The sequence below is a fragment of the Nonomuraea sp. B19D2 genome, assembly GCF_040137845.1.
Taxonomy (GTDB): Bacteria; Actinomycetota; Actinomycetes; order Streptosporangiales; family Streptosporangiaceae; genus Nonomuraea.
The window spans coordinates 214,626-236,425 of sequence record NZ_JBEFAK010000009.1; the positions used below are offsets into that span (position 1 = coordinate 214,626).

General features: G+C 73.6%; 14 protein-coding genes. 9 read left to right on the top strand and 5 right to left on the bottom strand.

The window, feature by feature from the left end:
• The first annotated feature begins 5 nt into the window (after nucleotides 1-5).
• The 7 genes from ABN273_RS19375 to ABN273_RS19405 all read left to right on the top strand — a co-directional run bounded on the left by ABN273_RS19375 (nucleotide 6) and on the right by ABN273_RS19405 (nucleotide 14,985).
• On the top strand, nucleotides 6-4,406 hold the full coding sequence (locus ABN273_RS19375) for a non-ribosomal peptide synthetase (protein WP_349450309.1): 4,401 nt from the start codon (nucleotides 6-8) through the stop codon (nucleotides 4,404-4,406).
• The gene (locus ABN273_RS19380) at nucleotides 4,403-8,110 is read left to right on the top strand and encodes a non-ribosomal peptide synthetase (protein WP_349450310.1); all 3,708 of its coding nucleotides are present in this window, start codon (nucleotides 4,403-4,405) and stop codon (nucleotides 8,108-8,110) included. Before ABN273_RS19375 ends, ABN273_RS19380 begins: the two co-directional genes overlap by 4 nt.
• Complete coding sequence (locus ABN273_RS19385; RefSeq protein ID WP_349450311.1) at nucleotides 8,110-11,313, top strand: non-ribosomal peptide synthetase; 3,204 nt, start codon at nucleotides 8,110-8,112, stop codon at nucleotides 11,311-11,313. Before ABN273_RS19380 ends, ABN273_RS19385 begins: the two co-directional genes overlap by 1 nt.
• Nucleotides 11,310-13,409: a beta-ketoacyl synthase N-terminal-like domain-containing protein gene (locus tag ABN273_RS19390; RefSeq protein WP_349450312.1), complete on the top strand. Its 2,100-nt coding sequence runs from the start codon at nucleotides 11,310-11,312 to the stop codon at nucleotides 13,407-13,409. Before ABN273_RS19385 ends, ABN273_RS19390 begins: the two co-directional genes overlap by 4 nt.
• Nucleotides 13,406-13,708 carry a hypothetical protein gene (locus tag ABN273_RS19395; RefSeq protein WP_349450313.1) on the top strand — a complete coding sequence of 101 codons (303 nt, stop codon included), beginning with the start codon at nucleotides 13,406-13,408 and terminating at the stop codon, nucleotides 13,706-13,708. Before ABN273_RS19390 ends, ABN273_RS19395 begins: the two co-directional genes overlap by 4 nt.
• Before the next feature lie 104 nt (nucleotides 13,709-13,812).
• Nucleotides 13,813-14,592 (top strand): cytochrome P450, encoded by a 780-nt coding sequence (locus ABN273_RS19400; protein ID WP_349450314.1) that lies wholly within the window; start codon nucleotides 13,813-13,815, stop codon nucleotides 14,590-14,592.
• 9 nt (nucleotides 14,593-14,601) lie between these two features.
• A complete protein-coding gene (locus ABN273_RS19405; RefSeq protein WP_349450315.1) occupies nucleotides 14,602-14,985 on the top strand; it encodes a VOC family protein in 384 nt (127 codons plus the stop codon).
• 12 nt (nucleotides 14,986-14,997) lie between these two features.
• Here ABN273_RS19405 and ABN273_RS19410 read toward each other — a convergent pair whose 3' ends face one another.
• The 3 genes from ABN273_RS19410 to ABN273_RS19420 all read right to left on the bottom strand — a co-directional run bounded on the left by ABN273_RS19410 (nucleotide 14,998) and on the right by ABN273_RS19420 (nucleotide 17,238).
• The gene (locus tag ABN273_RS19410) at nucleotides 14,998-15,885 is read right to left on the bottom strand and encodes a TIGR03619 family F420-dependent LLM class oxidoreductase (protein ID WP_349450316.1); all 888 of its coding nucleotides are present in this window, start codon (nucleotides 15,883-15,885) and stop codon (nucleotides 14,998-15,000) included.
• 36 nt (nucleotides 15,886-15,921) lie between these two features.
• Nucleotides 15,922-16,752, bottom strand: a complete 831-nt coding sequence (locus tag ABN273_RS19415) for a PHP domain-containing protein (RefSeq protein WP_349450390.1) — start codon at nucleotides 16,750-16,752, stop codon at nucleotides 15,922-15,924.
• Nucleotides 16,753-16,944: 192 nt separating this feature from the next.
• Nucleotides 16,945-17,238, bottom strand: coding sequence for a hypothetical protein (locus tag ABN273_RS19420; RefSeq protein WP_349450317.1), 294 nt, complete (start codon nucleotides 17,236-17,238; stop codon nucleotides 16,945-16,947).
• Between the two features lie 476 nt (nucleotides 17,239-17,714).
• Between ABN273_RS19420 and ABN273_RS19425 the strand changes: the two genes are divergently transcribed.
• Both ABN273_RS19425 and ABN273_RS19430 read left to right on the top strand, forming a co-directional pair.
• Nucleotides 17,715-18,569, top strand: coding sequence for a phosphotransferase (locus ABN273_RS19425; protein WP_349450318.1), 855 nt, complete (start codon nucleotides 17,715-17,717; stop codon nucleotides 18,567-18,569).
• Between the two features lie 59 nt (nucleotides 18,570-18,628).
• Nucleotides 18,629-18,886 (top strand): TFIIB-type zinc ribbon-containing protein, encoded by a 258-nt coding sequence (locus ABN273_RS19430; protein WP_349450319.1) that lies wholly within the window; start codon nucleotides 18,629-18,631, stop codon nucleotides 18,884-18,886.
• A 75-nt stretch (nucleotides 18,887-18,961) separates the two neighbouring features.
• On the opposite strand, the gene ABN273_RS19435 is transcribed toward ABN273_RS19430, so the two are convergent.
• Both ABN273_RS19435 and ABN273_RS19440 read right to left on the bottom strand, forming a co-directional pair.
• Complete coding sequence (locus tag ABN273_RS19435) at nucleotides 18,962-19,951, bottom strand: hypothetical protein (RefSeq protein ID WP_349450320.1); 990 nt, start codon at nucleotides 19,949-19,951, stop codon at nucleotides 18,962-18,964.
• Between the two features lie 37 nt (nucleotides 19,952-19,988).
• Nucleotides 19,989-21,749, bottom strand: coding sequence for an ABC-F family ATP-binding cassette domain-containing protein (locus tag ABN273_RS19440; protein WP_349450321.1), 1,761 nt, complete (start codon nucleotides 21,747-21,749; stop codon nucleotides 19,989-19,991).
• Nucleotides 21,750-21,800: the final 51 nt, after the last annotated feature.

The following is a 21,800-nucleotide window of genomic DNA, read 5'->3' on the forward strand; positions in this document are numbered from 1 at the left end:
GCTCCATGAACAGCGCCGACCGGTTCGCCGCGCTCGGGCGCGAGCGCCGGGTGGAGTTGCTGCGCCGCCTCGTCCAGGCGGGCAAGCTCGACGCGATCCCCGACATCGTGCCCCCGCGCGACCCCGCGCAGCCGGTGCGGCTCAGCCCGGCCCAGGAGGACCTCTGGGTGTACGAGTCGCTCTATCCGGACACGGCCGCGCTCAACCTGTGCTGCTCGTACCACTTCGACACCCCCGTCGACCCGGCAGACCTGGAGGCGGCGCTGACCATCGTGCAGGAGCAGCACGACAGCCTGCGCATGCGCATCAAGGGCGAGGTCGGCGACCTGCGCGTGGACTTCCCGGCCGCGGAGCCGGTCAAGCTGGAGCGGCTCGACCTGCGCGGCACGGGCGTGAGCCGGCGCGAGGCGCTGCACGCCTTCAGCCGCCGCACGTTCGACCTCGACGGCGGGCGGCTGATCAGGGGGCAGTTCATCACCGTGGACGAGACGCGCTCCACGCTGGCGCTGGCGCTGCACCACATCGCCACCGACTGGTGGTCGTTCGACGTGCTGCACGGCGAGCTCACCGAGGCCTACCGCGCCGTACGCGACCGCGTCCCGCCGCCCCTGCGCCGCCCCGAGATCCAGTACGCCGACTTCGCCGGATGGCAGCGCGAGCTGGCGGCGGCCGGGGTGTTCGACGCGCAGCTCGACTGGTGGCGCCGCTACCTGGCGGACCCGCCCCGCCCGCTCACCGTGGGCCCGTACAACATGACGCCCAATGGCGATTTCGGGGTCGAGCAGGTCGCCTTCCGCATCGACGCGGACATCGAGGCGGCCGTGCGCGCGCTCGCCAAGGAGCGCGGGGCCACGGTGTACGGGGTGCTGATGGCCGCGTTCGCGGTGTTCGCGCACCGGCTGACCGGCGAGTCCGACCTGATCACGGGCACTCCCCTGGCCAACAGGTCCGCCAAGGGCCTGGAACGCGTCATCGGGTACGTCATGAACACCGTCCCCATCCGCTGGCGCATCGGCCACGACACGACGTTCGCGGCCCTGCTGTCCCGCTTCACCGCCGAGTTCCCCCAGGTGCTCGCGAACGCCGACGTCCCCGTTGGCCGGATCGTCCAGGCCGTGGACCCGGAGCGGGTGGCCGGGCGGTCGCCGCTGTTCCAGTGGGTGTTCATGCACCTGCCGCGCCAGGAGAGCGTGGCCAGGCTGCGCGAGATCGCCGATCCCGAGCGCGTGCACACCGGCGGAGAGCACGACCTGATCGGCATCGTGCGCGACGGCGACGACGGGTTCGAGGCGAGCCTGGAGATCCGCACCGACCTGTACGCGCCCGAGGTGGTACGCGAGTGGGCGGACGCCTTCACCATGCTGCTCGGCTCGCTGGTGTCCGCGCCGGACGCGCCGGTGGCGGCGGCCTCGATGGCGCGGATGCGCCTCGAGGACACCGCCGCCGAGCTGCCGTACACGAGCCTGCCCGGCCTGGTGGCCGGCTGGGCCGAGCGCACGCCCGGCGCCGTGGCCGTGGAGTCGGACGACGAGCGGCTCACCTATCGGGAGCTGCTGGAGCGGGTCGACGGGCTGGCCGGGGCGCTGCGGGAGCGCGGGGTGGGGCCGGAGCGGGTGGTGGCCCTGGGGCTCGGGCGGTCCGTGGACCGGGTGGTGGCGATGCTGGCGGTGCAGCGGGCCGGCGGGGCGTACCTGCCGCTCGATCCCGACCACCCGGCCGAGCGCAGCGCTCACCTGGTCGCCGACGCGGGGGCCACGCTGCTGGTCGCGCCGCCCGATGTGCTGCCCGGGCTGGAGATCGAGCGCATCCCGCCGGACACTGCCCGATTTAATGCGATATTTCCTGATCTGGAGCCGCTGAGTCCGGCGTACGTGATCTACACCTCCGGCTCCACCGGCCGCCCCAAGGGGGTCGTGGCCGGCCACGCGGGCATCGCGAGCCTGGCCCACTCGCTGGTGACCGCCTTCGAGCTGGACGGCTCCAGCCGCGTCCTGCAGCTGGGGCCGGCGACGTTCGACATCTCGGTGGCCGAGCTGTGCATGGCGTTCGGCTCCGGTGGCACGCTCGTCGTCCCGCCCGACGGCCCGCTCGTGGGCGCCGAGCTGGGCGAGGTGCTGCGGGATCGGCGGATCACGTTCGCGCTCATCCCCCCGGCCGTGCTGGCCAGCGTGCCGCCCGGCGACTTCCCCGGCCTGCGCGGGCTGGCCGTGGGTGCCGACGTGTGCCCGCCTGAGCTGGTCGCGGCGTGGGCGGGCACCCGCCTCTGGAACGCGTACGGGCCGACCGAGATCACGGTCGCCGCCACCGTCAGCGACCCGCTGGCCGCCGACGGCGCCCTCCCGCCGATCGGGCGCCCCCTCGCCGACACCCGCCTGTACGTCCTGGACGCCCGGCTGCACCCGGTGCCCGCGGGCGTGCCCGGGGAGCTGTACGTCGCGGGCCCCGGTGTGGCCCGTGGCTACCTGAACCGCCCGGGGCTCACGGCCGAGCGCTTCGTGGCCGACCCGTTCGCCGCGCCCGGGGAGCGCATGTACCGCACCGGCGACCTGGTGCACCTGCGGCCCGACGGCCAGCTCCACTTCCTCGGCCGCGTGGACGACCAGGTGAAGGTGCGCGGCGTCCGCGTGGAGCCCGCCGAGATCGAGTCGGTCCTGGCCCGCCACGAGTCCGTCGCCCAGGTGGCGGTGGCGCTCCGCGACGGCCGTCTCGTCGCCTACCTCGTCGGACAATGCGACATCGGCGACGTCCTGGCCCATGCCGTGGCGTCGCTGCCCGTGCACATGGTGCCGAGCGAGTTCGTGGCGCTGGACGCGTTGCCGATCACGCCGCAGGGCAAACTGGACCGGGCCGCCCTGCCCGCGCCCTCCGTCAAGCCGCAGGCGTCGCGGCAGCCGGTGTCCGGACGTGAGGCGGCGCTGTGCGAGCTGTTCGCCGAGCTGCTCGGCGCGCCCGCGGGACCGGACGACGACTTCTTCCGGCTCGGCGGCGACAGCATCGGGGCGATCCAGCTCGTCGGCCGCGCCAGGGCGGCGGGGATGAGCTTCACGCCGCGCGAGGTGTTCGTCGCCAGGACCCCGGCCGCGCTGGCGGCGCTGGCACGGGTCACCACGCGAGCGGTCGCGGACTCCCCGGTGGGCAGGTTCCCGCTGACGCCGATCATGCACTGGTGGCGCGAGCACGGCGGTCAGCTCGACACGTTCACCCAGTCCCTGATCCTGCCCGTGCCCGAGGGGGCCGGAGAGGAGCGCGTCAAGGCGGCGCTGAGTACGCTGGCACACCGGCACGCGGCCCTGCGCATGCGCCTGCTGCGGCACTCGGACACCGACTGGGAGCTGGCGGTGCCCACCTCGGACGAGCCGGTGGAGGTGCCTTTCGCCCGCGGGGGCGCGGGAACGGCGCCGCGGCTGGATCCGGAGCGCGGGCAGATGCTCGCCGCCACCTTGCTCGAACCCGGCCGGCTGCTGGTCACCGCGCACCATCTGGCCGTGGACGGCGTCTCCTGGCGCATCCTGGGCCCCGAGCTGACCGCCCTCCTGAAGGGCAGGGAATTACCCGACGCCGCGGGCACCTCGTTCGCGGGCTGGGCCCGGCTGCTCGCCGCCGAGGCCCTGCGGCCCGAACGGGTGGAGGCGGAGCTGCCGGTGTGGCAGCGGCTGGTCTCGGGCGACGAGGCCCGGATCGCGCCCGGCTGGAGCGGACGGGGCAGGCGGCGTGCCACGCTCACCAGGACGCTCCCGCCGGACCTCACCGAGCAGGCCGTCACCGATCTCCCCGCCGCCTTCCGCTGCGGCCCTGACGACGTGCTGCTCACCGCCCTGGCCGGCGCCGTGACGAGGTGGCGCGGCGGCACGAGCGTGCTGGTGGACCTCGAAGGACACGGCCGCGAGTCCCCCGCCGACGACGTCGACATCACCGGCACGGTCGGCTGGTTCACCGCCCAGTACCCGGTCAGGCTGACGACCACCGGCTCCCCGGCCGAGGCGCTCAAGCGGACCAAGGAGCGGCTGCGCGCCGTCCCCTCGGGCGGCCTCGGCTACGGCCTCCTCCGCTACCTCAACCCGCGCACCGCCCAGGAACTGGCCGAGCTTCCCGCTCCCGACCTGCGCTTCAACTACCTGGGCAGGTTCGAGGGGGAGCTGGCCGGCATGGCGGACGCCCCGATGGCGTACGCGATCGAGCTGGACACCGTCGCGTACGCGGGACGGCTGGTGGCGAGCTGGTCGTACGCCGCCGACGCCATCGGCGAGGAGCAGGTGGAGACGCTGGCCGGGCTGTGGTTCGACGCGCTGGCCGAGCTGGCGGGCCAGGCGGGCGAGGGCGGCGCGACCAGCTCGGACTTCCCCCTGGTGGAGCTGTCGCAGAGCCAGATCGAGCAGCTCGAGGCGGACCTGGACGGCGACTGGTGAGCGGCGGGCTGGCCGACGTGCTGCCGCTCTCCCCCGCGCAGGAGGGCCTGCTCTTCCACGCCCTGTACGGCGGCGACGACGCGTACGTCATCCAGGCCAGGTTCACCGTGGACGGCGAGGCGGACCCGGCGCGGCTGCGCGCGGCGGTGGAGGCCCTGCTCACCCGCCACCCGAACCTGCGCGCCTGCTTCCGCCACAAGGGCCTCGACCGCCCGGTGCAGCTCGTCCCGCACCGGGTGCGGCTGCCGTGGACGGAGGTGGACCCGCCGTCGGACGCCGAGCTGGAGCGCATGCTGGAGGCCGATCTGCTGCGCCCGTTCGACGTCACCAGGCCGCCGCTGGTCCGCGCCACCCTCGTCCGGCGGGAAGAGCTGGTGCTGACCATGCACCACATCCTGGTGGACGGCTGGTCGATGCCGATCCTGGCCAGGGAGCTGGCCGCCCTGTACGCGGGCGCGAGCGAGCTGCCGCCCGCGCCCCCGTACCGCGACTATCTGGCCTGGCTGCGTGCGCAGGACGGCGAGCGGGCCGCGCGGGCCTGGCGGGAGTCGCTCGCGGGCCTGCCGGGCCCGACCCTGCTCAGGCCGGGATCCGGGGCGGCGAGCGGGCGTCAGGAGACGGTGGAGCTGGAGCTGACGCGCGAGCTGAGCGAGGGCCTGCGCGAGCGGGCGCGCCGCGCGGGCGTGACCGTGAACACGCTGGTGCAGGCGGCGTGGGGGCTGGTGCTCGGGCGGCTGACCGGGCGTGCGGACGTGGTGTTCGGGGCGGTGGTGTCCGGCCGCCCGCCGGAGGTGGCGGGTGTGGAGTCGATGGCGGGCCTGTTCGTCAACGCCGTGCCCGTACGGGTCAGGACCCGCGAGAACGACCTGCTCACCCGCCTGCAGGACGAGCAGGCCAGGCTCACGGCGTTCCACCACGTACGGCTCGCGGACGTGCAGCGCCGCACCGGCGAGCTGTTCGACACCCTGCTGGCCTTCGAGAACTACCCCCGCGACGGCCTGTCCGCCGCCGGTATCCGGCTGACCGGCGTCCGCGACGCCACCCACTACCCGCTCACGATCACGGTGGTCGCGGGCGAGCGGCTCTGGCTGCGCCTCGGCTACCGCGCGGAGCTGCTGGCCAGGGCCGAGACCGAGGCCATCGCGGCCCGGCTGACCAGAGCCTTCGAGGTCCTCGCCGCCGGTGTCCCCGGCGACGTGCTGCCGGAGGAGGAGTCGCACCGGCTGCTGGTGACCTGGAACGACACCGCACGGCCGGCCGCCCGGCAGCCGGCGGCCGGGTCGGTGCCGGAGCGGTTCGCGGCTCAGGCGGCCCGCACGCCGGACGCGGTGGCGCTCGAGCACGGCGGGCACACCCTCACCTACGCCGAGCTGGACGCCTGGTCGGACCAGGTCGCGGCCGGGCTGGAGCTGGCGCCGGAGACGCCGGTCGCGCTGCTCATGGAGCGCTCGCCCGACCTGGTGGTGGCCCAGCTCGCCGTGCTGAAGGCGGGCGGCTGCTACGTCCCGCTGGACCCGGGGCAGCCCGCGGCGCGGCTGGCGTGGCTGCTGGAGGACAGCGGCGCGAAGACCGTCCTGACCCGGCTGGAGGCGGGCGCGGGCCGGTTCACACCCCGGCCGATCAAGGTCGATCCGGGCTCGGCGGCCTACGTCATGTACACCTCCGGCTCCACCGGCACCCCCAAGGGCGTCGTCGTCACCCACGCGAACATCCTCGAGCTGGCCTCCGACCGGCGCTTCGCCGCCCACCGGCGGGTGCTGCTGCACAGCCCGCACACGTTCGACGCGGCCACGTACGAGCTGTGGGTGCCGCTGCTGAACGGCGGGACGGTCGTCGTCGCCCCGCCTGGCCCGCTCCAGCCGGACACGATCAGGCGGGGGCGGCTCAGCGCGGTGTTGCTGACGGCCGAGCTGTTCCGCACCGTCGCCGACCTGGCGCCCGACGCGCTCGCCTCGGCAGGCGAGGTGTGGGCCGGGGGCGACGTGCTGCCGCCGGACGCGGTGCGGCGGGTGTCGGCGCGCGGCACGCGGGTCGTCAACGCATACGGCCCCACGGAGTCGACCACGATCGCCACCAGCCACCCGGTCCCCTCCGGCTGGGCCGGCGACGCCGTGCCGATCGGGCGCCCGCTCGACGGCACCCGCGTGTACGTCCTGGACGCGCGCCTGCGCCCCGCCCCCATCGGCACGGTCGGGGAGCTGTACATCGCGGGGACCGGGCTGGCCCGCGGCTACCTCGGCCGGCCGGGGCGGACGGCGGAGCGGTTCGTGGCGGATCCGTTCGCGAACCCGGGCGGCCGGATGTACCGAACCGGCGACCTGGCGCGGTGGACGTTCGACGGCGAGCTGGAGTTCGCCGGGCGGGCCGACGGGCAGGTGAAGATCCGCGGCTACCGGATCGAGCCCGGCGAGGTGGAGTCCGTCCTGGAGGGCTCCCCGGACGTGGAGCGCGCCGTGGTCGTCGCCACCTCGGGCGCGGGCGGCGCCGGGAAGCGGCTGGTCGCCTACCTCGTCCTGGCTCGCGGCGGCGCGCTGGAGCGGGTGCGGGAGGACGCCGCCGCCCGGCTGCCCAAGCACCTCCTGCCCGACCGGTACGTCACCCTCGACCGCCTCCCGCTCACCCCGCACGGCAAGGTGGACCGCGCGGCCCTGCCCGACCCGGCGCTCCCCGCACCGGTCGCCAGGGAGCCGGCGACGCCGCGCGAGAAGGCGCTGTGCGAGCTGTTCGCCGAGGTCCTGGGCACGGGGGCGGTGGGCGCGGACGCCGGTTTCTTCGACTCGGGCGGCGACTCGCTGCTCGCCATGCGCCTCACGGCGGCGATCGAATCCAGGCTGGGCATCCGCACGAACATCGCCACCCTGTTCGAGGCGCCCACCCCCGCCGCGCTCGCCGTGCGACTGGACAGGGCGGCGACCGAGCTGGACCTGTCCCCGCTGCTGACACTCCGGCCGGAGGGCGACCGGCCGCCGCTGTTCTGCGTGCACCCCGGCCGGGGCATCGGCTGGTCGTACACCGCGCTGCTCCCCCATCTGGCCTCCGGCCGGCCGGTCCACGCCCTGCAGTCGCCGGCGCTGGGATCCCGCTGGACGCTCCCCGGAAGCATGCGGGAGCTGGCCGAGGACTACCTGACGCGGGTCAGGGCCGTCCGTCCCGAGGGCCCGTACCTGCTGCTCGGGCACTCCTTCGGCGGCCTGCTCGCGTACGAGATGGCCGCCTGCCTGCGGGAGTCCGGGCAGGAGGTGGGACTGGTGGCCTCACTCGACGCCTTCCCGTGGCCGGCCGGTTTCACGGCGGATCCCGGAGCGGTCGAGCAGGAGGCGCTGACCATCCTGCTGCGCACCCGCACGCTGCACCCCTACGCCCAGCCGGGGCCGCTGGAGCGGGCCCGGGTGTTCGCGGCGGTGCGCGGCAGCGAGGGCCCGCTGTCGGGGCTGGACGACGATCGGCTGTCCGCCGTGGCCGGCACCGTGGCCGGGCATCTGCGGCTGGCGGTCACGTACCGGCCGCCGCCCTTCGACGGGACGGTGCTGCTCTACTCGGCCACCGCCCAGCCCGGCGGCGTGTCCTCGGCGGTCAAGGCCGGGCGCTGGTCCCCCGCGCGCGTACGCGTCCACGAGCTCGGCTGCGGGCACAGCGACCTGCTCAGGCCGGGACCCGCCGCCGAGATCGCCAGAGTCCTCGAACCGATCCTGCGGGAGTTCTGATGGTGCCGGTTGAGTACGAGTTCCCCGTGTCGCCTGCGCAGGCCAGGATGCTGGTGCTGGATCAGCTCAATCCGGGCACGGCGCAGTACAACGTGCCGGTGGCCTTCGCCGTGCACGGGTTCTTCGACGTGGCGGCCTTCGGGGCGAGCCTGGACGCGGCGGTCGCCCGGCACGAGTCGCTGCGCACCGTCTTCCGGCTGCACGACGGCCAGTACCTGCAGGTCGTGGCCGAGGAGATGAAGGCTCCGTTACGGGTCGTGCGGGACGTCCCGGTGGCCGGATCGTACCCGTTGATGGTGGCGGCGGCGGGGACGCCGTTCGACGTGGCGGCGGGGCCGCTGCTGCGGTGCGTCGTGTACGCGCTGGACGACGGCAGCCACCGCGTCCTGCTGACCGCCCACCACCTGGTGTGCGACGGCTGGTCCCTGCGCGTCCTGCTCCGCGACATCGCCGACGCCTACCGCGGCCTCGCCGCCACCCAGCCCGGAGCCGGCGGCGAGGGCGAGGAGCCGCCGCTCCAGTACCCCGACTACGCGGTCTGGCAGCGGGAGCGGCTGGACTCCCACGCCCTCGATGAGGCCGTCGCGTTCTGGGCCGAGTCGCTCAGGGACGCGCCCACGACCCCGGCGCTCCCCACCGACCGTCCCCGCCCCGCCGTACAGTCCACCGCCGGCGGCGTCGAACGGATCGTGCTGCCCCCGGACACGCGGGAGCGCCTGGCGAAGGTGGCCGCCGAACGGAACGCGACGCCGTTCATGGCGTTGTTCGCGGCCTTCGCCGCGTTCCTGGCCAGGATCTCGGGGCAGCGCGACCTCGTCGTGGCCACGCCCGTCTCGGGCCGCGACCACCCGGACGTCCAGGGCCTGGTCGGCCTGCTGGCCAACACCCTCGCCGTCCGCGCGGACCTGTCGGGCGACCCGTCCTTCCTCGACCTCCTCACCCGGGTACGCGACCGCTTCGTGGCCGCCCACCCGTACCAGGAGGCCCCGTTCGAGGCGGTCGTCCAGGCCGTGGCGCCCGGCAGGGAGCTCAGCCACGACCCCCTCGTGCAGGTGATGCTGGCCTTCGAGGACGACGCCGGCCTGCGGCTCGACCTGCCGGGCGCCACCACGGAGCGCGTCGGGCTGCTGTTGAGCGAGGCCAAGTTCGACCTGCTGCTGAACGTCGAGCGCGACGCGGACCGCCTGGCCGCCCACTTCGTCTACCGCGCCGACCTGTTCACGCCCGGCACCGTGCGCCACTGGGCCCGCGCCTTCGCGACGCTGGTCAACGGCCTGCTCGACCGGCCGGACCGGCCCGTCACCGCCGTCGACCTCCTCTCGCCGGAGGACCGCCGCCTGGTGCTCGGCGACTGGAACCGCACGGCTGTCCCCACCGCCGGGCGCCTGGTCCCCGACCTGGTGGCCGACCGCGCGCTCGAACGCCCTGACGCGACGGCGCTGGTGTACGGCTCGATCTCGCTCACGTACCGGGAGCTGATGGACCGGGCGGACGGCCTGGCCGCCCGGCTGCGCGCGGCGGGCGTGGGGCCCGCGGTCCCGGTGGGGCTCTGCCTGCCCAGGGGCGCCGACATGGCGGTGGCGGCCCTCGCGGTGCTGCGCGCGGGCGGCGCGTACGTCCCGCTCGACCCCGGCCATCCGCAGGCCCGGCTGCGGTTCATGGTCGCGGACGCCGGGGTCCGCCTGCTGATCGCCGCCGAGCCCAGGGACCTGGGCGTTCCGGTGATGACGCCGGACGGGGAGGCGCCCCCGGCCGGCCCCGCGGCCGCGTCGCGGCCCGCCCTGACCGACACGGCCTACATCCTCTACACTTCCGGCTCCTCCGGCACCCCCAAGGGCGTGGTCGTCGAGCACCGCGCCCTGCTCAACCTGGCCGCCGCCGTAGGCCCCCAGTTCCCCGTGACCGGCGACGACCGGGTGCTGCAGTATGTGTCGTTCGGGTTCGACGTGGCCGTGTCCGACCTGTTCTTCGCCTTCGTTGCCGGGGCCGAGCTGCATGTGGCGGCCGAGTGCGAGCGGCTCGGCGAGGACCTGTACGCCCGGCTCCGCGACTCCCGCATCACCTACGCCTTCCTGCCCCCGTCGGCCGCCATGTCCCTGCCGTGCCCGCCCGGCGCCCTCCCCGACCTGCGCACGCTGGCGATCGGGGGCGAGGCGTGCCCGGCCGAGCTGGTCGAGCGCTGGGCGACGCCGTCGCGCCGGGTGGTGGACGCGTACGGGCCGACCGAGACCACGGTCTTCGTCACCACGGCCGACCTGGTGCCCGGCGAGCCGGTGGTGATCGGGCGTCCCGTGGCGAACACGCGCGCGTACGTGCTGGACGAGCGGCTGCGCCCGGTGCCCGCGGGCGTGGTGGGCGAGATCTACCTGGCGGGGGCGGGGATGGCCCGCGGGTACGCCAACCGGCCCGGCCTGACGGCGGAGCGTTTCGTCGCCGACCCGTTCGGCGAGCCCGGCGGGCGCATGTACCGCACGGGCGACCTCGGCCGGTACGGCGCCGACGGCGTCCTGTCCTACCTGGGGCGGGTCGACACGCAGGTCAAGCTGAGAGGGTTCCGGGTCGAGCTGGGAGAGATCGAGACGGTCCTGGCCGCGCACCCGGGGGTCTCGGTCGCGGCGGCGGCCGTGCGCGGCGACCGGCTGGTGGTGTACGCGGTCCCGGCCCCGGCCTCGGCAGCGGTCCCGGCCTCGGTCCCGGCCGCTGGGCGCCCGGCCGGCCGGGAGTTGCGGGCCTGGCTGGGCGAGCGGCTGCCCGGCTACATGGTCCCCGACACGGTCGTCTTCCTGGGCGAGCTGCCCCTCAACAAGTCCGGCAAGGTAGACAGATCCCGGTTGCCCGATCCGCCACTCACCCGCCCCGACCTGGACCGGCCCTACGTCGCCCCGGCCACCGCGACCGAGCGGCGGCTGGCGGGGGTGTGGGCCGAGGTGCTCGGCCTGGCCAGGATCGGCGCCCAGGACAACTTTTTCGACCTGGGCGGCAACTCGATCAAGCTGCTCGCCGTCCTGGCGGCCCTGCGCGAGCACGGCCACGACGGCGGGCTCAAGCTGGTGGACCTGTTCAGACACCCCACGGTCGCCGCCCTCGCCGCCCGCCTGGACGGCCCCGAGCAGGCGGACCACGGCGAGTCCCGGCGCCGAGGGCAGGGCAGGCGCGAGCGGCTGGCAGCGCGCAGGAACGCGCAGAAAGGCGGAACCCAATGACCGACGCACCGGCGGTGGCCATCGTGGGGATGAGCGGCCGCTTCCCCGGCGCCCGCGACCTCGCCGACTACTGGCGCAACCTGCGCGACGGCGTCTGCTCGATCGCCGACTTCGGCGAGCAGGAACTGCTGGCGGCCGGAGTGGACGCCGGCGAACTACGCAGCCCCGGGTACGTGCCGGCCAAGGGGTTCCTGGCGGACGCGGACCGGTTCGAGCACGAGCTGTTCGGGTTCAACACCACGGAGGCGGGTGCGCTGGACCCGCAGCACCGGCTGCTGCTGGAGACGGCGTGGTCGGCGCTGGAGGACGCCGGGTACGACCCGCGCGACGCCCCCGCCGGCACGGGGGTGTACGTGGGCGGCGGGCCGAGCGAGCACTCGGTCGCGGCCCAGGTCGACCGGCGGCTGCACGCCCGGCTCGGGCCCATGCACGTGCGGATCTTCACCGACCGGGAGTTCCTGGCGGGGTGGCTGTCGTACCGGCTGGGGTTGACCGGGCCGAGCATGACCGTGCACACGGGCTGCTCGACCTCTCTGGCCACCGTGCACGTGGCCGTGCAGGCGCTGCTGGCTGGCGAGTGCGACCTGGCGCTGGCGGGCGGCGTGTCGATCGACTCACCGTACAAGCGCGGGTACCTGTACGAGCCCGGCGGCATCCACTCGCCGGACGGGAGGTGCCGCCCGTTCGACGAGAAGTCGGCCGGCATGGTCGGCGGCGACGGCGTCGGGCTGGTGGTGCTCAAGCTGCTGGAGGACGCACTTGCCGACGGCGACCAGATCCACGCGGTCATCCGCGGCACGGCGGTCACCAACGACGGCGCCGCCCGGGTGGGCTTCACCGCGCCGGGCGTGGACGGCCAGACGGCCGCCATCCTCGAGGCGTGGGCGGCGGCGGGGCTGGAGCCGGCGGACGCGCAGTTCCTGGAGGCGCACGGGACGGGGACGGACCTCGGGGACCGGATCGAGGTGGCGGCCGCGGCGGCGGCGTTCGCCGGGGCACGGTGCGAGCTCGGCTCCGTGAAGTCCAACATCGGCCACCTGAACGCGGCGGCGGGCGTGGCGGGGCTGATCAAGGTCGCGTTGATGCTGGCCCACCGCACGATGGTGCCCACGGCGAACGTCACCCGCCCGCACCCCGACCTGGACCTCGAGGCCACCCCGTTCCACCTGCTCACCGAGGCGAGGCAGTGGGACTCCCCCGGGCCGCGCCTGGCGGGGGTGTCGTCGCTCGGCATCGGCGGCACGAACGTGCACGCCGTCCTGGAGGAGGCCCCGGCCCCGGACCGGCGCTCGCCGACGCCCTCCGACCGGCCCGCCGAGACGGCCCCGCACCGGAGCACCCCTGCGGCCCTCGGCCGGAGCGCCGACGTGGCGCCCGAGCCGGGCCCGCCCGCCGTGGTGCTGCCGATTTCCGCGCGCACTCAGGCGCAGCTCTTCACCACGGCCAGGCGCCTGGCGGCCGCGCTGCGCGCCCCGGACGCGCCACAGCTGGCCGACGTCGCCCACACCCTGGCCCACGGCCGGGCCGCCCTCGACGCGCGCGCCTACGTGGTAGCCGCCACCCACGAGGAGGCCGCCGCCGCTTTGGAGACCCTGACCTCGACGGAGACCCCGACCCCGGCCGGGACCCTGACCTCGACCGGGACCCTGACCTCGGCGGGGACCTCGACCTCGGCGAAACACCCGCTGGGCGAGGACTGGGTCGCGGGCCGGGACGTCGCCTGGCCCTCGACCGGGCGCCGGGTCCACCTCCCCACGTACCCCTTCGCGGGAGACAGCCACGGCGCGCTCACCCTCGGCGCTCCACCGGCCGCCCCCGAGCCACAGCCGGACGACACGGCGACGGCGGTGACGGGGCTGTTCATGACCACCCTGGCCCTGACCGGCCCGTCCGACCTGGACCGGACGTACTTCGCCGTCGGCGGCGACTCCCTGACGGCCGTCTTCCTGGTCAGCGAGCTGCGCGACCGCTTCGGGCTGGACGTCCCCATCGATACCTTCCTCCGCGAGCACACCCTGAACGAGATCATCGCCAAGGCCCTGAACCCCGGGGACGACGACCCCCTCGGCGACCTCCTGGACGAGCTGGAGCAATGAGACCCGCGCCGGACCCAGCCGGGATCGACGAGCTGGACCTCCTCGACCCCCGCCTCCACGCCGCCTGCGACCTCACCCCCGTCTGGCGCTGGCTGCGCGCCAACGACCCGGTGCGCAGGCATGAGCGGTTCTGGAGCGTCACCCGCCACGAGGACGTCCTGCGCGTCGTACGCGACCCCGCCGCGTTCACCTCGCTCCAGGGCAACATGCTGCGCACCCTCCTGCGCGGCCACGACCCGGGCGCGGGCAGGATGCTGGTCGTCACCGACGGCCGCACACCCGCCTGCGCCGCCTGCTGACGCCCGGCTTCGGGCCCCGCACGCTCGGCCCCGTCACGCGCTCCATCACCGCCGCCACCCGTGAGCTGCTCGGCGCGCTGGTACGGCGCGGCGGCGGCGACTTCGTGGCCGAGGTGGCCGCCCAGGTACCGCTACGCGCGATCTGCGAGCTCCTGGGCGTGCCCGAGCAGGACCGGCAGCGCGTCCTGGAGCTGACGAACGAGGCCATGCTGGGCGAGGGCGACGGCGACGGCGGGGGCGCCGGGCGGGCCACCAGGATCGCCCAGAGCGAGATCCTGCTCTACTACACCCGCCTGGCCGCCCAGCGCAGGGCGGCCCCGGGCGACGACGTCATCAGCCTGCTCGTGGGCGGCGGCCTCACCGAGGAGGAGGTGCTGCTCAACTGCTACAACCTCATCATCGGCGGCGACGAGACCGCCCGCCTGGCGATGGCCGGGGGCGTGCTGGCGCTGGCCACGTACGGCGAGCAATGGGCGCGCCTGCGTGCGGACCCCGAGCTGGACGGCACCGCCGTCGAGGAGATCCTGCGCTGGACCACCCCGGCCGCGCACGTCGGCAGGATCGCCACACGGGACGCCGAGCTGGCCGGACGCCGGATCGCGGCCGGTGACGTGCTGGCGCTGTGGACCGCCTCCGCCAACCGGGACGAGGCCGTGTTCGACGAACCCGACCGGTTCGACGTGGGCAGGAGGCCGAACCGGCACCTGACGTTCGGCTACGGCCCGCACTTCTGCCTGGGCGCCCAGCTCGCCCGCGCCGAGAGCGCCGCCCTGCTGGCCGAGCTGCGCGCGAGCGTGCGGGCCATCGAGGTGACCGGCCCGGTGACCTGGCTGCCGACGAACTTCATCAACGGCATCGGCTCGCTGCCCGTCGCGCTGACATAGCGTGAAAGTATGTCTGTCCAGCTGAACCACACCATCGTGCAGGCGAGGGACAGGGATGAGACCGCCGCGTTCCTCGTGGACGTCCTCGGCCTGGATCCGGCGCCGGTGTACGGGCCGTTCCGCGTCGTCACGCTCGGCAACGACGTCTCGCTTGACGTCATCGAGGCCGGCGAGGCGGTGATCCCGCAGCATTACGCGTTCCTGGTCAGCGATGAGGAGTTCGACCAGATCTGGGACCGGATCAAGAGCCGCGGCCTGACGTACTGGGCCGATCCGCACCATGAGCAGGCGGGGCGGATCAACACCCACGACGGCGGCCGCGGCCTCTACTGGTCCGATCCCAACGGCCACAACCTGGAGATCATCACGGTCCCGTACGGCGGCTGGGGCTAGAGGCCCCCCAAGCTAGGGGGCCAGGGCCTCCAGCGCCTCTTCGGCCCGGCGCATCGCCTCCTTGGCGTCGAGCGTGACGAACTCGCGGTCGAAGCCGAGGTCGTGGAAAACGTCGGTCACGCCGCTCGCGGCCAGGCCGTCCACGTCGCGCCGGATCTTCTCGTACGTGCCCGTCAGGGGCCGGTCATCGTCGGCCGCCCGGACCTGGGTGACCCCTCGGCACACGAAGCGGAACGCGGCCGCGTCCCGGCCCGACTCGGCCAGCGTGGCCTTGATCAGGTCCACCCGCCCGGCCACCGCGGCCAGGTCCTCCCTGCTGGAGCTCACCCATCCGTCGGCCAGCCGCCCGGCGCGGCGCAGCGCGACCTCGGCGGTGCCGCCGAGCAGGATCGGCGGCGGCCCGGGCACCGGCTTGGGGTCGATGTGGGAGGGCGGCACGCGGTAGAACTCGCCGCTGTGCTCGACCACGTCGTCGGCCCACGCCTTGCGCAGCACCTCGACGAACTCCTCGCCCCTGCGCCCCCGCCGCTCCATGTCCACGCCCGCGGCCTCGAACTCCTCCGGCAGCCAGCCCAGCCCGAGCCCCGCCGTCAGCCGGCCCTCCGAGACCGTCTGCAGCGTGGCCAGCTGCTTGGCCAGCAGCACCGGCTGCACGTACGCGTTGATCACCGCCACGCCCAGCCGGATCCGGCTCGTCACGCCCGCCAGGTGGGCCAGCGTGATGAGCGGGTCGTGCACGCTGCGGTACGTCGGCCCCATCGGATGCCCGACCGGGTACAGCAGGCGCTGGAACGTCCACAGCTCGTGATAGCCGAGCTCCTCCGCCCGCGTGGCGATGCGGCGCATGTTGCCGGGGGTGGCCCACGGGCCTGACTGGGGCACTGCGAAACCCACTCTCATGCCCCCTAGTCTGACCGAGGTTCCAGCCCCTTACCGTCAGTCCACACGCGCCCAGAAATCGTACGGGTCCTGCGCGGCGCGGAATCCGTGCGCCTCTGCCATGTCCGCCGCCTCTCGGAACCCGTGAGCGACGAGGGCCGGGTCGTGGGCGTCGCTGCCGAAGCTGACCGCCGGCCCGCCCTCCTCGTGCCACCACCGCAGGATCACCGGTGACAGCGGCAACCTTGTGTTGATCTCCAGGGCCCGCCCCGACGAGGCGGTCGCCCGCAGCGCATGCCGGAACTCCTCCTCGAAGGCCACCGGATCGAAAGGCACAACCTCCGTAGGCCAGGACCGCACTGGGTAGTCGATGTGGGCAAGCACGGAGAACACATCGCTCCCCGCCACCAGTCCGGCAACCTCGGCCAGGTACTCCCGGACGACCTCGGCCGCAACCCGGTGGTCGTACAGCCCCCACGGTTCCGCGAACCCGTCGCCGTCGGGCAGGCAGTGCAGAGAGCCCAGGATCCGGTCGAACCGCCCGGCCGCGAGCACCTTCGCCACGGCCTCGGCGTGCCAGTGCGGCTCTCCGACCTCCAGCCCACTCAGGATCCGTAGCCCGGGGAAGCGCTCGCGGCACTGCTCGATCGAGTCCAGATACCCGTGCACGTCGAACGCCGGAGGGCTCAACACCCCCTCCGGCGAGCTCAGCGACAGCAGATGGGCATCATCCGCGGAACCGATGTTCAACGACGTGTGGTCGAGGTGTTCGGTGAAGGCGATCGCCGGGAGCCCAAGCTCCACCGCCCGCGCGCAGGCGCGCTCCATCGAGGCATTCGGGGCGTCCCAGGACCACTCGCTGTGCACGTGGCTGTCTGCAGGCAACATCACACAAGCACCGTAGTGGACGATCATGGGAAGCGGCTGAAGGGGAGGAGGATGAATTCCCCTCCGAGGACGGCCCGAAGTCGCTCCTGGAAAGACGCCAGGCACCCACACCGCCCGAGCCTGGCGTCCGCGTGGAGCGGGCGGCTGCGATGAACGAGCCATGGTGGCTGGTCGCCCCTGCGGAATGACGCTCTACGGCTGCCAGATGATGCCGTCGCCATCGACGAACAAGTCGGAGGGGAGTCCGGCCCTGTAGAAGTACTTGTACTCACCCCAGGGCCAGCTGACCTGCTTCCAATAGTCATCGATCTTTTCGTACCTGCCTTCGCGGTGGGTGCCTGTGCCGGCAGTCCCGTCGGGGATGCAGGTGTCTCCCGCGAGCCTGCTGAATTGCGTGAAGCGCTCGCGTTCGTAGTAGCCCTGGGCAATTTTGTCCGGTGGCGTCCAGCGCCACAGGATGATTCCCCCGGCCTTGGCTTTGGCCACGCAGTTGGGCGGTGCTGCGGCGGCGGCCGGGCCTGCCCCGCCATCACTGCGGCGACGGCCGATGCCAAGTCGGTCAACGGGACACGCGTAAGCACGGAGGTTCCCCTTTCGAGCGTCGGAAGGGTCGGGCCGACTCCCGCGTACATAACCTTCTGCGGTAGCTCGGTAACTCACCGTCAGGGAAGGCGTTCATTTCCGCGGCAGCCGGCCGCCGCCGGCTACTCCGCCTTGGACAGGCCGGTGCGCTCGCAGATGCCGGCGATCGTCAGCCCGGGAGCACATGGTCGTCCAGTCGGCCGCCCAGACGATCCATGCGTATTCCGCAACCAGCGGCGCCCTCGGGCATCGACCAGCACACGATGGCACACGCCGAACGTGTCGGGCCGCCGTCACCGCAGGTCTACTCGGGGGTTGGCCCGATCCGGCGGTCGCGTCCGGCGGCATGCACCGCCCATACCGCCGAATAGTCTGTACGAGTGGGTCTGGAGGATGAGCTGGCGGGTGTCGCCGCGGCGTACGGCGGTGCGGGCGATCCCGTGTCGCACCCGACGCGCACCGATGTCGTGGTGTTACGCAGGGGTGAGGTCGTGGTCAAGGCCCACTCCCGGCGTGACGACGTGGAGTCGTTGCGGATCCGGCTGCGTGCCGCCGCTTCGGCCGCGGTGAGCGGTGTGATGCTGGCCCCGCTGGAGCCCGAGGTGCTGCCGGTCGCGGGCCGCGCGGTGACCGTCTGGCCGGCGGGCCGCCCCGTCGCGCAGGACGACCCGGACTCCGCGCCCTGGGAGGAGGGCGCCAGGCTGCTGGCCGCGCTGCACGCCATCCCCCTCACGCCGCTGCCCGGGCTGCCCCCCGCCGGAGGCCCCGCGCGGGCCGCCAGGGCGGTGGGCCGGATGACCGGAGACGGCCCCGTCGAGCAGCTCATCAGGCGGGCCTTCAAGGAGCTGCCCGAGCCCGCTCCGCTGCCCGCGCTGCTCACGCACGGCGACTGGCACCTGGGCCAGCTCGTCCACCGCGACCGCTGGCTGCTCATCGACGTCGACGACCTCGGCGTCGGCGACCCGGCGTGGGACCTGGCCAGACCGGCCGCCTGGTACGCCGCGGGGCTGCTCGAACCGGCCGTCTGGGAGCGGTTCCTGGGGGCGTACCTGGCCTCCGGCGGGCCCGCGCTGGGCCGGGGCGACGACCCGTGGCGGCGGCTCGACCTGCCCGCCAGGGCGCTCACCGTCCAGCTCGCCGCCGTGGCCGTCGTCAACGCTCAGCGCGAGGGCCGGGAACTCGACGAGGTCGAGCAGTCGTTGGTTGAGACGTGCAACAGAATCGTCCGAGCGTGACGGGGTTGCGCGCGGTAGGTTTCAACCCTGAAGCCCCGAAGCCAAGGAGAGCGACTTAGATGCAGTGCCCTAAGTGCCGCGGCAACATGCGGACCTATGAGCGCAACGGCGTCCACATCGAGCAGTGCGACAACTGCCGTGGGATCTTCCTCGACTACGGCGAGCTCGAGACGCTGACCCGGATGGAGTCGCAGTACAACGCGGCTCCCCCGCCGCCCCCCGCCCCCGGTCCCGCGTGGGGCGCCCCGCACGGCGGCGGCCACTACGGCCACCACCGCCATCAGCGCAGCTGGGTGGGCATGCTGTTCTCGACCTGACCCGGAAAGGCCGCGCACCGTCGAGGTGCGCGGCCTTCCGCGCTGTCGGGACGGCCTTCCGCGCCGTCGACGGCGTCAGCTCGGGAAGTCGTCGGGGTCCACGGGCGCGGTCTTGGCGTTGCCGCCCGAGATCGCGTGCAGCGTGACCCGCCAGTCGTGCCAGCGGATCTGCGTGGCGGTGAACGTCGTCTTGAACTTCACCGACTTGTCGAACTTCTCGAAGCTGCATTCGCGCGTGAACGACTTGCTCTTGCCGTCCCAGTCCACGCCGTGCGTGAAGTAGATCTTGTACGAGCCGTCGCGCACGCCCCTGACCTTGAACTTCGACTTCTTGCGCACGTACACGCTGAACGTCTTGCTGCCGCCCTTCACGACGGTGACCACGGCGTCGCGGGTGCCGCCGTTGTCGATCTCCAGCGAGCTGCGGCCGTTGAGCGTGCTCCTGCGGATGAACGAACCGTTTCCCAGCCGCCTGGTCGCCTTCTTCCCGGCCTTCACGTCCACGATGTCGGCCGGGTAGCCACCGGCGCTCTGCAGGGCCTCGCCCGCCTTGTCGAGCGCGGCCAGCTGGTCGTCGAGGTCGATGAGCACGGCCGACGACGTGCACAGGTTCCTGGCGCCGACCTTGCCCGCCGTGGCGCCCAGCCCGCTGGCGAAGTCACGCAGGCCGGCCACGTACGCGTCGTGCTGGGCGCGTACGGCGTCGGGCGGGGCGATGGCGGCCAGCGCGTCGGCGGCGCCGCTCAGCGCCTCCTCGGCGCGCCCGACCCGGTCGTCCAGGGCCTTGACGCTGCGTGCACCCGCCAGGGCGTCGATCGCCCCGGCCAGCGCCTTGTGCCTGCTCTCGAGCGCGCTCTTGTACGCCTCGGCCGTGAGCGCGCTCGGGCTGGGGCTGCTGCTCGCATCCGAGCCGCCGCCGCTGACGGGCGCGCCGCCGCCACTGCCGCCGGCGACGCCGCTGACCTTCGACTCGCCTCCGGTCGGCGACGGTAAGGACGACGAACAGGCGCCGAGCGTGAGGGTTGCCAGGGCGAGAACACAGGAGATCAACCGGGGTCCAGCCACCTGTCACACTATCGCCCGGTTGATCCCCACACGTCAATCACGATTCCGTCAGTCCAGCGTCCCGATCCTGTCGCAGCCACCGGGTGATCCCGATCGTCTCCAGGAACGGCACGTCGTGGCTGGCCACGATGAGCGCCCCTCGGTAGGCGTTCAGCGCCTGGGAGAGCTGGCGGACGCTGGACATGTCCAGGTTGTTCGTCGGCTCGTCGAGCAGGAGCAGCTGTGGCGGCGGCTCCGCCGACAGGAGCGCGGCGAGGGTCGCCCGGAAGCGCTCGCCTCCCGACAGCGTGCCGACCGCCTGGTTGACCCGCTCGCCCCTGAACAGGAAGCGCGCCAGGCGGGCCCTGACCTCGTTCACGGAGGCGTCCGGGGCCACGGCCCGCACGTTGTCCACGACGCTCAGGGTGTCGTCCAGGAGGTCGAGGCGCTGCGGCAGGTACCGGACGGGGACGTGGGCGCCGTGCTCGATGATCCGCTTGAGCAACGTGGTCTTGCCCGACCCGTTCGGACCGAGCAACGCGATCCGCTCGGGACCACGCACCACCAACGTCTCCAGCACAACGCCACGCACCACGTCTTCGCGGCCCTCGCCGCCCTCGCGGTGCTCGCCGTGCTCGCCGTGGCGGGAGTCCGGCGCGGCCGCGTCCCGTGACTCAGCCGCGCCAAGCTCCCCTCGTACGTCGCCCACGGCGGTCGTGCCCTGATCATGGGCGGCGGCGGCACCGTCGGAGGACAGCGGACGGGTGGCGAGGGCCGGAGGCGGTGGGAGCGGGAGGGTGAGGACCGTGCGACCGGCGGGCACCTCCGTGCCGGGCAGCTGGATTCGGATCTCCGCGTCGTCGCGCACCGCCTGCTCGGCCTCCGTCAGCCGCTCACGCGCCTCCTCCAGCTTCTCGATGGCCAGGTTGCGCTGCTTGCCGGCGGTCACCTGGGCCTTCCCCTTGAGCGTGTTGGCGACGATCTTCGGCACCTTCTTGTTCTCGAACGCCTTCCGCCCGGTGCGCAGGTTCCGGTCGATCCGGGTACGGGCCTCGATGAGCTCCCGCTGCTGCCTGCGGACCTCACCTTCCGCGGTCCGCACCATCCGCAGGGCGGCCTGCTGCTCGCCGGCGACCTGCTCCTCGTAGGCGCTCAGGTTGCCCCCGTACATGCGTACGACGCCGTCGCGCAGCTCGGCGATCTGGTCGACCAGCTCCAGCAGCGCGCGGTCGTGGCTGACCACCACCAGCACCCCCGACCAGGCGGCGACCGCGGCGTAGAGCCGTTCCCGCGCGTCCAGGTCGAGGTTGTTGGTGGGCTCGTCGAGCAGCAGCACCTCGGGCCGCTTCAGCAGCTGGGCGGCCAGCGCGACCATGATGGTCTCGCCGCCCGACAGCGTGCCGACCGTGCGGTCCAGCCCGATGTGGTCGAGCCCCAGCCGGTCGAGCTCGGCCCGGGCGCGCTCCTCGACGTCCCAGTCGTCGCCGACCGCGGCGAAGTGCTCCTCGGCCACGTCGCCGCTCTCGATGGCGTGCAGCGCCGCCCGCGTCTGGCTGATCTCCAGCAGGTCCGACACGGTACGGCTCGCGCCCAGCGGGACGTTCTGCGGCAGGTACCCCACCTCCCCCGACACGGACACGGCCCCTGAGCGAGGGGCCAGCTCCTGCGCGATGATCTTCAGCAGGGTGGACTTGCCCGACCCGTTGACCCCGATGAGCCCGGTACGTCCGGCGGGGAACGCGGCGTCGAGCCCGTCGAGCACGCTGGTGCCGTCCGGCCAGCCGAAGGACACGTGATCTACAACAATGGAAAAAGGCATAAGGCGGCTCCCGTCACAAAGGTCGAAATTTCGTGACTTGGCGGGAATCAC